At 36.0% G+C, this 13,850-nt stretch carries 16 protein-coding genes; 10 read left to right on the top strand and 6 right to left on the bottom strand.

What is annotated here, in order from left to right; translation table 11 throughout:
• The first annotated feature begins 38 nt into the window (after positions 1-38).
• The 7 genes from ZA07_RS06730 to ZA07_RS06700 all read left to right on the top strand — a co-directional run bounded on the left by ZA07_RS06730 (position 39) and on the right by ZA07_RS06700 (position 4,431).
• Positions 39-896 (top strand): YicC/YloC family endoribonuclease, encoded by an 858-nt coding sequence (locus tag ZA07_RS06730; RefSeq protein ID WP_053970950.1) that lies wholly within the window; start codon positions 39-41, stop codon positions 894-896.
• Positions 893-1,594, top strand: coding sequence for a hypothetical protein (locus ZA07_RS06725; protein WP_053970949.1), 702 nt, complete (start codon positions 893-895; stop codon positions 1,592-1,594). The genes ZA07_RS06730 and ZA07_RS06725 overlap by 4 nt, the downstream gene beginning before the upstream one ends.
• Positions 1,587-2,159: a guanylate kinase gene (gene gmk, locus ZA07_RS06720; RefSeq protein ID WP_053970948.1), complete on the top strand. Its 573-nt coding sequence runs from the start codon at positions 1,587-1,589 to the stop codon at positions 2,157-2,159. The genes ZA07_RS06725 and gmk overlap by 8 nt, the downstream gene beginning before the upstream one ends.
• Before the next feature lie 2 nt (positions 2,160-2,161).
• The gene (nadD, locus tag ZA07_RS06715; protein ID WP_053970947.1) at positions 2,162-2,740 is read left to right on the top strand and encodes a nicotinate (nicotinamide) nucleotide adenylyltransferase; all 579 of its coding nucleotides are present in this window, start codon (positions 2,162-2,164) and stop codon (positions 2,738-2,740) included.
• Between the two features lie 20 nt (positions 2,741-2,760).
• Entirely contained in the window at positions 2,761-3,261 is a 501-nt protein-coding gene (locus tag ZA07_RS06710; RefSeq protein ID WP_053970946.1) for a hypothetical protein, read from the top strand.
• A gap of 35 nt (positions 3,262-3,296) precedes the next feature.
• Positions 3,297-3,881 (top strand): hypothetical protein, encoded by a 585-nt coding sequence (locus ZA07_RS06705; protein ID WP_157492081.1) that lies wholly within the window; start codon positions 3,297-3,299, stop codon positions 3,879-3,881.
• Positions 3,882-3,993: 112 nt separating this feature from the next.
• Complete coding sequence (locus ZA07_RS06700) at positions 3,994-4,431, top strand: OsmC family protein (RefSeq protein WP_053970944.1); 438 nt, start codon at positions 3,994-3,996, stop codon at positions 4,429-4,431.
• Positions 4,432-4,486: 55 nt separating this feature from the next.
• Here ZA07_RS06700 and lysM read toward each other — a convergent pair whose 3' ends face one another.
• From lysM to ZA07_RS06685, 3 genes are all read right to left on the bottom strand, one after another.
• Positions 4,487-4,972 (bottom strand): peptidoglycan-binding protein LysM, encoded by a 486-nt coding sequence (lysM, locus tag ZA07_RS06695; RefSeq protein WP_053970943.1) that lies wholly within the window; start codon positions 4,970-4,972, stop codon positions 4,487-4,489.
• Positions 4,973-5,129: 157 nt separating this feature from the next.
• Positions 5,130-6,068: a hypothetical protein gene (locus ZA07_RS06690; RefSeq protein ID WP_053970942.1), complete on the bottom strand. Its 939-nt coding sequence runs from the start codon at positions 6,066-6,068 to the stop codon at positions 5,130-5,132.
• 116 nt (positions 6,069-6,184) lie between these two features.
• Positions 6,185-8,440 (bottom strand): tetratricopeptide repeat protein, encoded by a 2,256-nt coding sequence (locus ZA07_RS06685; protein ID WP_053970941.1) that lies wholly within the window; start codon positions 8,438-8,440, stop codon positions 6,185-6,187.
• A gap of 253 nt (positions 8,441-8,693) precedes the next feature.
• Here ZA07_RS06685 and ZA07_RS06680 point away from each other — a divergent pair, with 253 nt between their 5' ends.
• Complete coding sequence (locus tag ZA07_RS06680) at positions 8,694-9,695, top strand: NAD(P)H-dependent glycerol-3-phosphate dehydrogenase (protein ID WP_053970940.1); 1,002 nt, start codon at positions 8,694-8,696, stop codon at positions 9,693-9,695.
• 172 nt (positions 9,696-9,867) lie between these two features.
• Here ZA07_RS06680 and pckA read toward each other — a convergent pair whose 3' ends face one another.
• Positions 9,868-11,490, bottom strand: a complete 1,623-nt coding sequence (gene pckA, locus ZA07_RS06675) for a phosphoenolpyruvate carboxykinase (ATP) (protein WP_053970939.1) — start codon at positions 11,488-11,490, stop codon at positions 9,868-9,870.
• A gap of 329 nt (positions 11,491-11,819) precedes the next feature.
• Here pckA and ZA07_RS06670 point away from each other — a divergent pair, with 329 nt between their 5' ends.
• Both ZA07_RS06670 and ZA07_RS06665 read left to right on the top strand, forming a co-directional pair.
• Entirely contained in the window at positions 11,820-12,212 is a 393-nt protein-coding gene (locus tag ZA07_RS06670; protein ID WP_157492080.1) for a hypothetical protein, read from the top strand.
• An 81-nt stretch (positions 12,213-12,293) separates the two neighbouring features.
• Positions 12,294-12,776: a hypothetical protein gene (locus tag ZA07_RS06665; RefSeq protein ID WP_053970937.1), complete on the top strand. Its 483-nt coding sequence runs from the start codon at positions 12,294-12,296 to the stop codon at positions 12,774-12,776.
• Positions 12,777-12,838: 62 nt separating this feature from the next.
• Here ZA07_RS06665 and ZA07_RS06660 read toward each other — a convergent pair whose 3' ends face one another.
• Both ZA07_RS06660 and ZA07_RS06655 read right to left on the bottom strand, forming a co-directional pair.
• Positions 12,839-13,234 carry a hypothetical protein gene (locus tag ZA07_RS06660; protein ID WP_053970936.1) on the bottom strand — a complete coding sequence of 132 codons (396 nt, stop codon included), beginning with the start codon at positions 13,232-13,234 and terminating at the stop codon, positions 12,839-12,841.
• Between the two features lie 14 nt (positions 13,235-13,248).
• Positions 13,249-13,839 (bottom strand): TetR/AcrR family transcriptional regulator, encoded by a 591-nt coding sequence (locus ZA07_RS06655; protein ID WP_053970935.1) that lies wholly within the window; start codon positions 13,837-13,839, stop codon positions 13,249-13,251.
• Positions 13,840-13,850: the final 11 nt, after the last annotated feature.

Below are 13,850 nucleotides of genomic sequence, written 5' to 3'. Positions count from 1 at the left end.
GGATTTCCTTAACTTTGTACAACTTTAGATGATAGTTTATGATACATTCCATGACTGGATATGGTAAGACTGTGTTGCAGCTGCCTACAAAAAAAATTTCCATTGAAATTAAATCACTTAACAGCAAGAACCTTGATTTGAATGCCAGAATGCCTTCTGCATACAGGGAAAAGGAACTGGAACTCAGGAAAATGATTGCCCAAAAGTTAGAAAGAGGGAAAATTGATTTTTCCATCTATGTGGAACTGACTGGTGAAACTACTAGCACTACGGTAAACCTTCCGGTTGTTAAGGAATACATTCATCAACTGAGAGAGGTAGTCAATGGTGACGAAACCGAACTTTTAAAAATGGCTGTTCGCTTCCCAGATGCCTTGAATACCGAACGTGACGAAATGGATGAGCAAGAATGGAAAACCATCTTAAAGGGTACCCAAGATGCCTTAAAAGCCATTGCTACCTATAGACTGGACGAAGGAAAAGCCCTTGAAGCAGACTTTAAACAGCGCATCGCTAATATAGACCAACTTTTAACCGAAGTAATTGACATGGATCCCGAGAGGATTGAAGGGGTGCGCGAACGCCTAAGAAAAGGTATTGCCGACATCAAAGAGAAGGTTGATGAAAACCGTTTTGAACAGGAATTGGTTTATTACATAGAGAAATTTGACATTAACGAAGAGAAAGTCCGCTTAAAAAACCACCTGGATTACTTTGTAAACTCTCTCAATTCTCAAGACTCCAATGGTAAAAAACTGGGATTCATTGCTCAGGAAATAGGCCGGGAGATCAATACCATAGGTTCTAAAAGCAACTATGCACCTATGCAAAAATTGGTAGTGCAAATGAAAGACGAACTTGAAAAGATAAAAGAGCAGTTACTTAACGTATTATGAGATTGTCTCGCCTTCTTTTCATTGGATTTTTCATTTCTCTATTTATTATAACTTCCTGCGTCACTGTTGTCAGGAAAGCCATAGGATTTAAAAATCCAAAAGTAGAGAGTAAGGAAAGTGTTCTGGCCTATTTAAATGAATCAGACCCTACACAACAAACTTACTTCATGAAGATTGATAAGGTAAAAGATAGTATTTCCATCTATAAGAATTTTATATTTGGGTTTAACTCTGACATCCTGCTTTTCAATGGTCAAACAGGTGAAAAGTATTGCTATCAAGGTAGCGAAGAATGTTCTGGAGTTCAATTGACAAGTGCTTTTCAGGAATTTGAAACCAATTACAGTCCTTGCCCTTCTGATTCCCAGATCAACTTCAAGAACTTTTTAAGCAAATTGGAAAATGAAAAAGGAGAACCGGTAGAACTATCATCGCTACCAAAATCTGATTATTACATTTTTCAAACTTGGAATAAATATAGACAATCTCAAAAGTACTTTGAAGAAGATTTGGAATGGCTATTGAATCTTAAAAACGACTCAAATTTGTCTGTCTCCATTTTATTTTTAAACACAGACTTATTAGATGATTGGGGACTTAAAAAAGGAAAGGAATTTCCAATAAAATTAAAAAAGAAAGGGAAATCGTTGCGCATGACAATTGGCAACCTCCCACTAGAAGACGAACTATATGAATAAAGGAAAACTTATTGTATTCTCTGCCCCATCGGGCTCTGGAAAAACAACCATAGTAAGACACTTATTAGGCTTAGACAAACTGAACTTGGAGTTTTCTATTTCGGCTACCTCTAGAGAACCAAGAGGTACAGAAAAGGACGGTAAGGACTATTATTTTTTATCTGCTGAAGAATTTAAGAAAAAGATAAAAAATGAAGAGTTTCTGGAGTGGGAAGAAGTCTACCGCGATAATTTTTACGGCACTTTAAAATCTGAAGTTACAAGGATTTGGTCCCACGGAAAGCATGTTATTTTTGACATTGACGTGTCTGGTGGTTTGCGAATCAAACGTAAATATCCCCAAGAAACCTTGGCCATATTTGTAAAACCTCCCAGTATTGACGAGTTAAAAATAAGACTGAAAAAGAGAAAGACAGAAAGCGAAGACAAAATAAACATGCGGGTTGCCAAAGCCAGCGCTGAATTGGCAACAGCGCCTTTGTTTGATGTCATTATTGAAAATGACAATCTCGATAAAGCACTACACGAGGCCGAGATGTTGGTAGAAAACTTCATCAATAACTAAGTATGAAAATAGGGTTGTATTTTGGGACCTTTAACCCCATACACGTGGGGCATTTGGTGATTGCCAACCACATGGCCGAGTTTAGCGATCTAGATCAGGTGTGGTTTGTGGTGACTCCCCACAGCCCTTTTAAGAAAAAAAGTACCCTGCTTGATAACCACCACCGCTTTGAAATGGTTTACAGGGCCACACAGGATTACCCCCACCTTAAACCTTCGGATATTGAGTTTCACTTGCCGCAGCCCAATTATACCATCAATACCTTAATCCACTTGGAGGAAAAATATCCCAATTACAATTTCTGTCTGATCATGGGCGAAGACAATTTAAAAGGGTTCCACAAATGGAAAAACTATGAGGTGATTTTGGAAAACTACCAAGTTTATGTATATCCCAGAATCTCTGAGGGGCACATAGAAACCCAATTCCACCAGCACGACAAGGTGACGTTTGTAGAGGCTCCAATCATGGAGATTTCCTCCACGTTTATCCGTAAGGCCATAAAAGATGGCAAGAACATAAGACCCCTGTTACCAGAACATGTTTGGAACTATGTGGACGAAATGAATTTTTATAGGTAGTATTCAAAAATTTAAACCTTTTGGAAGAAACAAATAAGCCAAGACTCTATTTTTTTATAAAAGCTCCTATCTTCATCATTGCCATCATTATATTTATACGTGATATCAATCAATTATTAGAGTACTATTATTCGATAGATGATCCAGGCGGAATTATTGGGTGTTTAAAAATAATATTTACCACTACCATTTTAAGGTCTTCTCTAATTTTGCTAATTCCCTTTATTGGAATTTTCTTGGATAATAAAATTGGTTGGTCACTTATTTTATCTACTTACTTTTTCTGGATTATACTATTCATTTATGCCATTTTCACTTCTAGTATTGATAGAGAAGGAAGTATTGTAATTATTTCAGGGATATTTATAGTATTACTAGTATGTATTGGATTAATGAATAGCAGAGAAAATTGTACTCTAGTCTATGGAATTGATAAAAGCGAGAAATTGAAAATGAATTTTCTCTCCTTACTAATCGCTCTAATTGGAATTTCAATAATTGTCGTTTTAAATTTAAATTAACCCCTCAATTTACTCATGTAGTAAAAGCCTAAGCCATGGGAGACATTATAAGATTTATTACCGACTTTATACGGATCGATCTCTTTGTTGGGTTTGGGTTTTATTCCATCCTCTACTTTCTTTTGAAAACTTTCATGAAGGATCAAACCTTCCTTCCCAAATTTGATAATAGCGCCGTACAATTAATCATTTACCTCGGATTTGTTTGGTTTGCTTTATGGTTACTTGACATTTGGATTTACTATTTGGAATTGCAACATGGTATTGAAAAAGACGACTACCACAACAGGTTGACAGGAAAATATGCTTTCGCCATTTGGGCACAACCCATATTTTGGTTCTTACTTACCCAAGCATATCGAATAAAATTTATCAATAAATACTTAATTTTTCGAGTCATTATCGGCCTCTTGTTTGTTGTTACATTCGAGCGTTTCGTAATTCTTGTGACCTCACTGCATCGAGACTATCTTCCGAGTAGCTGGACGCTGAATAGTCCATTTGAAATGGAAACAGGGTATTTAATTGCCGGTTTATTAGGAAAAATCATAGTCGTTTTGACAATTATCTGTTTGTATCACTTTGGAATTGAAAGAATAAAAAAGAGGAATAGGACATAAAATATCTATGACCATACTATTTCATCTAAATCTAAACTTTAAAACTTCTTTAACTAGCATTGTCTACTCATTGCTTTAACTTTAGTGAATAACCATTAAACTAATACTAAAAATGAAGAGAAAAGCAAATGCCATTTGGAAAGGCAAAGGAATAGATGGAAGCGGATATTTGACAGGTCCAAGTCATGTTTTAAACAAAACCCCATACAGTACCAAAGCACGCTTTGAGAATGAAGATGGAAAGGCAGGAACCAATCCTGAAGAATTGATTGCAGCAGCACATGCGGGATGCTTTGCCATGGCTCTAAGTTTTCAAATTCAGGAGGCTGGATTTGTCGCAGACGAACTGGATGTGGATGCCACCATTACCATGGAACAGCAAGATGAAGGTTATGCCTTTACACAAATTAATTTGGATCTAAAAGGTAAGGTACCCAATATGGACGAAAGTCAGTTTAAAGAACTAGCTGAAAAAGCCAAAGTCGGATGCCCTGTATCTAAGGCCTTAAAGGCGGTTCCCATTTCCTTGAGTGTTACTTTCAACTCCTAAAAATATTAAAGCCCAATCATTTTGATTGGGCTTTTTAGTTTATTTAAAAAGATCTCTAATCTAAAGCTGGAATACGTAACACTTGTCCTGGATAGATTAAATTGGCATCTTTCAGCATAGGTTTATTGGCCTCAAATATAACAGGGTATTTCATGGCATTCCCATAATATTCTTTAGCTATTTTACTTAGCGTATCTCCTTTTTCAACTGTATAAAATTGCGCTTCTGGCTCTGGATTGGTGACCGTCATTTGATCATCTACCACAGCAATACCACTGGTATTCCCCACTACAAGCACTACTTTTTCCTTTGTTTTTTGATCATAGGCCGCACCAGTAATGGTGGCAGTATCCCCAGAAATATCAATTTTTAAACCATCAACCTGAAGTGATAGGTCTTGAATGGTTTCCTCTAGCTGACTAGCGGCGGCTTCTTCAACCCTTTTTTTGGCTGCAGCAGCATCAGCGGCATCATCAACAGCTGGTTTACTTGTTCCAAATACCTTGGCTCCTGCCTCTTTTATAAATGAAAATAATCCCATAGTTTTAAAATTTAGTGTTAATGTTAGATACTAAATTCCTTAAATTTTAATCCAAATCCAATTAAAACCAGCTATTTAAACATTTATTTAACCTTTTATATTACACAAAACCCAGACCTTATGATCTGGGTTTTCAAATAATTATATGTATCAGCATTTAAACCCTTGAAGAAGTCCTTGGGTTGTCCTTCATTTTAGAGGTTCGTTTTCTTTGTTTAGGCTCTTTGGTCTGTTTGCCTTCTGCCGATTTCATATATTGAATGTACCCTCTTCCTTTAAATTCGTAAACGGTTCCTGATGCTGGGTGGTACAACTCAATGGTTTGATCATTAAGTACACTCAAATCAAAATATTCATTGGCAAAATAATCATAATCCAAGACAAGCTTTTTAAGGTACATGTTGTTGGAAACATCGCCTACTCCATAAACTCCAGTATAGTCCCAATACAAATAATTTGGGTTGGATCCCACAGGATCCTGAGAGCTTCTAAAAGTGCTATCGTTACCTCCAGCTAAAAACTGAAGAAAATTCTCGTTGTCAAATTCATTAATAGCACCATAGTTACTGGTATAAGTCTTTTCCCAAGCCTCATACTCTTGCAGAAAATAATGGATGTTATCATAGAAGATAAAATTGTAATCGAAGTTGCTTCTTTGATACCCATTTAAAAAATAGGATGTGTCATTATTAGGGTTATACAATTCAATGGTATTGCTATCTATTTGGTAAACATCATAGGTCTGAAAACCATCAATATCGTGATATACATCCAAAATCATCTGGCTTGTCTCATAGTCCCCAACTGGTATTCCAAATCCGTTACCTTGGCTTCCAAAGCCAACCAAATTATTATTAGCAAACAAGACACCATCTCTAAATGATAACGTAAAGGCTATTTGTAAAAAAGGTGTTTCACCATACCCCACAGTTTGATTGATATCGACATACCAAAGTTCATAAGACCTCAACAATTGCTCCAAGGAAGCATTCTGTGAAGGACCTGGTTGATATTCTACAATAATCTCTTCATGATGGCAAGAAGTTGCAAACAACATCAAGAAGGCTGCAACAAAAAGTAGTTTTATTTTTTTCATAATCCTTCGCTTTTAAAAGTTCTACTCTTAAAAGAAACCAAATTACGTGCCAAAAAACCTTACCGGAGATTTAAGAAGGCTATTTCAAGGTTGGTTTAATCTAAACCATGAACCCGTTAATTGCTTTGTAATTGCCTGTAAAAGTTAGAATATTGCGGATTATTGGGATATAGGCGCATGAGCTTTTCGGCAATGTTTAAAGCCTTGTTCATTTCCTTATATTTTGAATAATGAAATGCTAGGGCATACAATAAATCTGCATTGTTAGGATCCATTTTTAACCCTTTTATAAGCGTTGTTTCAGCATTTCCCTTATCTCCCTTTTGGTCAAAAAGCAAGCTCAAATTGTAATAGGTTCTAATGTTCTCTGGCATTTTTATAATCGCGGTATTCATCTCCCTTATGGCATCATCCGTTCTACCCAACTCAGCATACAAAAGCGCTAGCGAATAATAGGTAGGCCCGAAATCGGGCTCCCGTTCTGTGATGGCCCTAAATGTTTGTTCAGCCTTCTCATATGCTTGAACGTTGTAGTATAAATTGGCTAAGGTATATCTTAAACGGTTATCCAAATTATCTACTTCAATGGCTTTCTCATAATAGGAAATAGCTTCCTGAATGTTTCCCTTCTTAATATTGTAATTAGCCCTTTTGGCCAACCCGCCCACAAAATCTGAAGTCACATCTAGGTATCCAAAAAATTCTTCTTCCACCTTTTTATAGCTCTCTAAATATTCTGCAGGGACTTGTGACGCATCTAAGGTGGCCAAAGCATAAAACGCCTTAACCCTTACCGATCTTTTCTTATCATTCAACAACGGCAAGAAATAATTGGCATAGTCTGCATTATTGATGTTGCTCAACACATCTAACGTTGCCCCACGTACCATGGGTGAAGCATCATTCAGCCAATTTAAATACTCTCTGATTAAAGGGTCCAACTCATAATGCCCTAAGGCTTTAACTGCCGAGGCTCGCACCAATTCATTCTCAGAGGTGTCTTTAATCAAATCCAACAATCCATGCTCTGCATTAGCATGACCCAAAACACCTGGAATCAATTTGTCTGAAAAATGGATGGAATCCACTTCCCCATATAAATTTTGAAACTCTTTCCAAGCCCATTCGTTGTCCTTATCAGTATGGCAATCCACACAGGCATTTGGCGTTCCATATTTTAAACTCTGGTCAGGTCTAGGGACTCTAAAACTATGATCTCTTCTAAAATCATTTCCCATATAAAACCTTCCTGTCATATGGCAATTGATACATTTGGAACCTTCTGTATTGGTTTCGTGTTTGTGATGTAATGGCGAATCATAAGTTGCCGCTGCATGACATTGGGCGCATAACATGTTACCTTCAAACTTCAACTCTAAGGAGTGTGAATTATGACAATTATTACACGCAATATTGTTTTTATACATTTTACTTTGGGTAAATGAGGCATAGACATAATCCTCATCCAAAATTTGGCCATCTGGGAAGTAGAAAGGCTCTTCTAACAATTGCGGAAAATAATGATCTAACATGGTTCCTTCATAATTAAAGGAATTGGTAAATTGTTCCCTTCTCATATGACATCTTGCACATTCATCAACCAACTGTTTTGGTGGCGTTGACAAAGTCATACGCATATTTCCTTTTGGCTTGTATTTGTCCCCTAGACGACTAGCCTCTTCAACGTGTTCCCTACCTGGTCCGTGACAAGCTTCACAGCTCACATTAATAAGGGCGTATTGGGTATTATAACTATCTGTTTGCAAATGATAATTCTTCTTCACATTGGTTGAATGACAATCCGAGCACATGGTGTTCCAATTAAGTCCCTTATTGCTCCAATGCAACCATTCAGAATGCACTACTTTAAAGTCTGGATATAAATTAAACCATACTTCTTTTTCAGTATCCCAAGCCGTACTCAGGCATTGAAACTTCCCATCGGGAAACTGGACGATATATTGCTGTAAAGGCGTTACTCCAAAAGTGTAAATGATCTTGTAATCTTCATAAGTGCCTTCTGGGCCTTCGGTATTCACGTAAAAGTCACCGTCCTTTTTATAAAACCGTGAAGTGACCTCAAAACTCGTGAACTCTTCTCCTTCAAAAGGTGCCAAAACCGATTTAGCATTAGCCAATTCCATAGCCTTATCATGATGTGATCCTTGCCAGTCTGCATATTCTTTTTGATGACACGTTTTACAATTGCTGTCGCCAACAAACAAACTATCTGGAAGTTCTTTGGTTGATAAAAACACGGTATCTTCAGTAACTGGTTCATAAGTTGCTTTTTCTTTACAGGAATTCAATAGCAAAATAAAAGCAATGACGAATAGCTTAACTAGGGATGTTTTGAAGTTTAAATAAGTCAACTTATTGGATTGAAATGAATGTATTTGACCCTTTAAAAATACTTATTATAAACGATATACAAAGGATCAAAAGACAAATTACCAACTTATTTTTCAGCTAGAAAAAGTTCTCTCAAAAACGCACTCCATAATTACACCCAAACCCTCTTTCCATTAGAATATTCATAAAAAACCTACTCCTTGCTGTTCTGCTTTTTTAAACACTTTAATTTTATGTACTTTTGATTAAGTTATTGATATTTGAAATCCTTTTATGGAAAAACCACTTAAATATGCCGTTTTTGGGGCAGGCAGTTGGGCAACAGCCATTGTAAAAATGTTGTGCGAAAATTTAAATGAAGTTGGATGGTATATGAGAAGTGTTTATATCAAAGAACACTTACTGAAGGAAGAGCATAATCCCAGTTATTTAAGCTCTGTAGAATTTGATGTTTCCATGCTGAAATTAAGCAATGACATCAATGAAATGGCTACCTATGCCGATGTTCTTATCTTTGTAGTCCCTTCTGCTTTTATGCAGTCTGAACTTGAAAAACTAACGGTGGATATTTCCAATAAAACGATTGTTTCTGCCGTTAAGGGAATTATTCCTGAATCTGGTTTGTTGGTTGGTGAACATTTTCACGATATCTATCACATTCCTTTTGAAAACATTGCTGTTATTGCTGGACCGTGTCATGCTGAAGAGGTTGCTCTAGAGCGTCTTTCTTATTTGACCATTTCCTGTGCCGATTCAAAAAAAGCCAAAGAAATTGCCAGTAAACTTTCTAGCGAATACATCAAAACCAAAATCAGTGATGATGTCATAGGATTAGAATATGCTGTCATGCTAAAAAACATTTATGCTATTGCTGCTGGTATTGCTCATGGCCTGGGATATGGAGACAATTTCCAGAGTGTTTTGATGAGTAATGCCATTAGGGAAATGAAACGTTTTATCAAGAAAATGCACAAGATGAAACGAAACATCAATAACTCAGCTTACTTAGGGGATTTATTGGTAACCGGCTATTCTACTTTTTCCAGAAACCGCATGTTTGGAAACATGATTGGGAAAGGTTATACTGTAAAAAGTGCCATGATGGAAATGAATATGGTAGCCGAAGGTTATTATGCGACCAAAAGCGCTCATCTTCTCAATGAAAATAATAAAAAGAAAACCAGACTTCCTATCATTGATGCCGTATATGCCGTTTTATATGAAGGGAAAGAAACCAAAAAGGTATTCAGTAAGCTTGTAGATAAACTGGATTAAAATCGCTTTATTTTTTATTTAACTCTGACGGATTCCAGTTTTGGAACTCCCCATTTAGGCATTATATTCTAACCTCCAGGTGTAAAAATAAAAACCTGCCTAAATCTTCAGTAAGTTTTCCAAAATCTGAAGATTAGGCAGGCACTTCAATAATTAATAACTAAAAATTGTTTTATATCGTGTCAGCTAATTGATGGTGTTCATCAATAAGCGGTCCACCTTCCATAATTTGTGCGGAAGCTTGACTAGCAAATTTTTCAAAATTCAAATGGAATGAATGTGCTAATCCAATTGCTTTACTGATGTAAGCTCCTTTTTGCAACCAAGTATTCATCGGATCCAAAATTTCAGTTGGAACTCCTGGGCAATACTTCGGCATGAACAATCCGAAAATTGGATGTTGTTCGAAGTCTACATTATCTAATTCTCCATTAAGGATGGCAGAAATCATAGCTCTTGTATATTTCAACTTGATTCTAGAACCAACTCCATAAGGGCCACCGCTCCATCCAGTGTTGATCAACCAAACATTTACGCCTGCTTCTTGCATTTTAGCGCTTAACATTTCAGCGTATGCAGTAGGGTGCAATGGCATGAATGGTGCTCCAAAACAAGCAGAGAATGAAGGTACAGGCTCAGTAATTCCAGCTTCAGTACCAGCTACTTTAGCGGTATAACCAGAGATAAAGTGATAAGCTGCTTGACCAGGAGTCAATTTAGATACTGGAGGCAACACACCAAAAGCATCACAAGTCAAGAAGAATATGTTCTTAGGATTATCAGCATAAGAAGGAACTTGAATGTTATCTATATGTTCGATTGGATAACTTACACGTGTATTTTGAGTAATGGTGCTGTCTTCAAAGTCTACTTCTCCATTATTTATGATAACATTCTCAAGTAAAGCTCCAGGTCTGATTGCTCTGAAGATATCTGGTTCTTTTTCTTCTGTTAAGTCAATAACTTTGGCATAACAACCTCCTTCAAAATTGAAGATTGAGTTGTTGGCTGTCCAACCATGTTCATCATCACCAATCAATTTTCTGTTAGGGTCTGCAGAAAGGGTTGTTTTTCCTGTTCCAGATAATCCGAAGAAAATGGCTGTATCACCTTCTTCACCCACATTAGCAGAACAGTGCATAGGCAATACGTTTCTTTCTACTGGAAGAATCAAGTTCAAGGCTGTAAATATTCCTTTTTTCATCTCACCAGTATAGGCTGAACCTCCAACTAATGCAATTTTATCTGTAAAATTGATAATTGAGAAGTTTCCTTGTCTTAATCCAACAGCCTCTGGATCTGGAGCTACGTAGCCAGGAGCACAAAGCACCAACCAATCTTCCTCAAATGTTTCAAGTTCTTCTTCAGAAAGTCTTAAAAACATGTTGTTGACAAACAAGTTTGACCAAGGAAATTCTGTAACAGTTCTAACATTTAATTTGTACTCTGGATCGGCACACACATACCCATCTCTAGCATAGATTTCTTTACCAGAAAGGTATTCAACGACTTCGTCTTTTAATTTGTTGAAATTCTCAGGAGAAATAGGTTTGTTTATTTTTCCCCACCAGATTTTATCTTTGGTATACTCGTCTTGTACCAAAAATCTATCTTGAGGTGAACGCCCTGTAAATTTTCCTGTATTAACGGCTAGGGTGCCATTTGCAGTTTCCTGCCCCATCCCTTTTTCAACGGTTATTTTTTGAAGGGATTCAGGGCTTAAATTCCAATGAACTACCGTGTCTTTCAAACCATATTTTTCTAGGTTTCTTTCGGCTTCTACTAAAGTTCCCATTTTCTTAATTTTTTATTGTTACTAATTATAATCTCATCTAGTTGCTGAGAACGATCTAAGTGTCAAATACAAAATTTACCCTTAATAATTCCCAGGTTACAAGCTCTTCCCGTGACTTAAACGGCATTACTTGTTTAATTACATATCAAAGGTATACGACATATGTAAAAATAAACATGAAAAAAGTCATATTAAGTCTTTAAAATAAGAGTTAACTTATTGATAACTATAACGTTTTCTTAATCTTCTAATGCTTTAATTTGGAATCATTTCAAGAAGATTTTTTGAAAAAAAATGCCCATGACCCCTATTTTTTGCAAAAACTTAACATGAATATCATGTACATTTGTTCTGTGAAAAAGTTAGTTTACATTTTTGGATTTTTCTTTTTTCTCTCGCTTGTTGGGTTTTCATTAAACAAGGAAATAGCTTGTGAAAGCTTGTCTTCTGAATTCCAATTGAACCACGGGAACAAGGCTGATGTATCCACAAATGATAATTGTATCCTTAATCATTCTGAACCTCTTGAATATGCTCCCACTTTTGGAACAGATTTAGAGGTCATTTTTGATACCGATTCTTCCCATTATTTTGGGTATTTGCCATTTCATTTACAGAATTATACCCCTGCTTGCAGTAGTACCTTTACACTACATAATGAAGAGCCTCAAATTTTTCTTGGGGTTTCACAAATCATTTTCCCCTTTCATTACCATTGGTAATGCATCCCATTTTTAAAAAATTTAGCGGTCTTTAACAACAAGACCATATTCAACTTATTTCAAATTTAAATTTTATAAAAAATGGATGTAGCAAGTACCCTATTGGGTTCCATCATAGTTAGTATATGTATATTCCCTTTTGTAGCCGTACAAGTAGGAAGCAATAAAAAGAAAAAACACGTTATAAACACTTTAAACCAAATGGCTCAAAATCGCCAATGCCAGATTTCAACTGTGGAACAATGTGGTGATTATGCCATAGGCCTCGATGAAGTCAACCAAATGGCTTTCTTTGTTAAAAAAAATGATGAAGTAGCATTGGAAAATGAAGTAGATTTAAAACACGTAGTCGAATGCTATGCCCATACCCAATCTAAAACGATACGTTCTGGGCAAGATAAAAAGGAAATTATAACCCAAGTAGAACTTAGTTTTAAACATAAAACACACGAAAAAAAGCTAGCAGATTTTATCCTGTACAGCGAAAATTTCAACGCGCAATTGGGAAATGAATATCCTATGGCGCAAAAGTGGGCTAAAATCTTAAATAACCATTTATCTTAATAGATTGAAAAACAAAAGCCTCAATTTATTTTGAGGCTTTGTTTCTTTTTATTTAGATCTTTCTACTTTACCACAACACCTTTTTCCTGCATTAAAGGTATTGGTTGTAGTGCCTTTAAGTTGATAGTATTGGGTCGAAATAAGAACGTCTTTTCAAACATAGTATTCCCTTCAAAGAAAGTCACCTTAAATTCATTGTTCAAGGTTAAAACATCCTCATGTAAAAACTCAACCTTAGCATAACTTTTTGCTGGCAACTGTTCCAACTTATGCCTCATAAGAGAAGTTTCCTTGTCAGCCGAATATCCCCTGGAAACAATTAAAACCATTTCCAAAGGCACATCTTTATCATTGATTAAATATACGTTCCAATCTTGGGTTCTGTGAACTTGATTAAATTCATTGACAGCAGCACAAAATACCCCTTCTACCTTCGGGATTTCAATATCTTTTCTCATGCTGTAAAATTAACTTATTTCAGTTTAGGAAACACATAAGTGGTCTTAGTAATTCCTCTTAAGCTGTAAACAATGAAATGATCTAGAAGCTCATGTGAAGAATATCTTTGAAACAAATTATCATGTAAAAAAGCGATTTCCTCAATCCTGTTAAAATACAAATCGCAGAAAAGGTTTAAGTTGACCTCATCTACCAAGAGACCTTGTTCTTGGGCTTTGACTAACAAACTATAAACTTTTTCTCTTACGAATCGGTGTCTGAATTCATCAAACAATTTATTAGCCAAAGGGTAGTATTTTTTTAAACCAAAGATGAAAGATGGTTTAAAATATGACAAACGCTCAAACCCCTTTTCGTAAATCTTAAGAATACAAAAAAGAGGATCCGGACATTGACTTATTATTTCATCGACTACCTGATTATAGTCATCAATTAAATACTTTACACTAGCAATTACTAGATCCTCTTTACTTGAATAGAATTTATAAATAGTTTTTTTTGAAATACCAAGAGTAGTGGCAAGCTCATCCATAGTGAACCGTTTACTTCCAAACTTGGTAAAGTTGGAAATAGAGCATTCTAAAACATCTTGCTTTGTGGTCATTTCAAATAAAA

This window comes from Mangrovimonas sp. ST2L15 (genome assembly GCF_001280515.1).
GTDB classification, from domain to species: domain Bacteria; phylum Bacteroidota; class Bacteroidia; order Flavobacteriales; family Flavobacteriaceae; genus Mangrovimonas; species Mangrovimonas futianensis.
The sequence above is the reverse complement of the archived record's forward strand: the minus strand, read 5'-3'. Positions and strand labels throughout refer to the sequence as shown.

Excerpts from the sequence above, each read along its gene's own strand:
- nadD (WP_053970947.1), top strand. The coding sequence starts at position 2,162 with ATGAAAATAGGGTTGTATTTTGGGACCTTTAACCCCATACACGTGGGG.
- ZA07_RS06690 (WP_053970942.1), bottom strand. The coding sequence starts at position 6,068 with ATGAAAAAAATAAAACTACTTTTTGTTGCAGCCTTCTTGATGTTGTTT.
- ZA07_RS06670 (WP_157492080.1), top strand. The coding sequence starts at position 11,820 with ATGAATATCATGTACATTTGTTCTGTGAAAAAGTTAGTTTACATTTTT.
- pckA (WP_053970939.1), bottom strand. The coding sequence starts at position 11,490 with ATGGGAACTTTAGTAGAAGCCGAAAGAAACCTAGAAAAATATGGTTTG.
- ZA07_RS06700 (WP_053970944.1), top strand. The coding sequence starts at position 3,994 with ATGAAGAGAAAAGCAAATGCCATTTGGAAAGGCAAAGGAATAGATGGA.
- ZA07_RS06730 (WP_053970950.1), top strand. The coding sequence starts at position 39 with ATGATACATTCCATGACTGGATATGGTAAGACTGTGTTGCAGCTGCCT.
- lysM (WP_053970943.1), bottom strand. The coding sequence starts at position 4,972 with ATGGGATTATTTTCATTTATAAAAGAGGCAGGAGCCAAGGTATTTGGA.
- ZA07_RS06660 (WP_053970936.1), bottom strand. The coding sequence starts at position 13,234 with ATGAGAAAAGATATTGAAATCCCGAAGGTAGAAGGGGTATTTTGTGCT.
- ZA07_RS06680 (WP_053970940.1), top strand. The coding sequence starts at position 8,694 with ATGGAAAAACCACTTAAATATGCCGTTTTTGGGGCAGGCAGTTGGGCA.
- ZA07_RS06705 (WP_157492081.1), top strand. The coding sequence starts at position 3,297 with ATGGGAGACATTATAAGATTTATTACCGACTTTATACGGATCGATCTC.
- gmk (WP_053970948.1), top strand. The coding sequence starts at position 1,587 with ATGAATAAAGGAAAACTTATTGTATTCTCTGCCCCATCGGGCTCTGGA.
- ZA07_RS06655 (WP_053970935.1), bottom strand. The coding sequence starts at position 13,839 with ATGACCACAAAGCAAGATGTTTTAGAATGCTCTATTTCCAACTTTACC.
- ZA07_RS06665 (WP_053970937.1), top strand. The coding sequence starts at position 12,294 with ATGGATGTAGCAAGTACCCTATTGGGTTCCATCATAGTTAGTATATGT.
- ZA07_RS06725 (WP_053970949.1), top strand. The coding sequence starts at position 893 with ATGAGATTGTCTCGCCTTCTTTTCATTGGATTTTTCATTTCTCTATTT.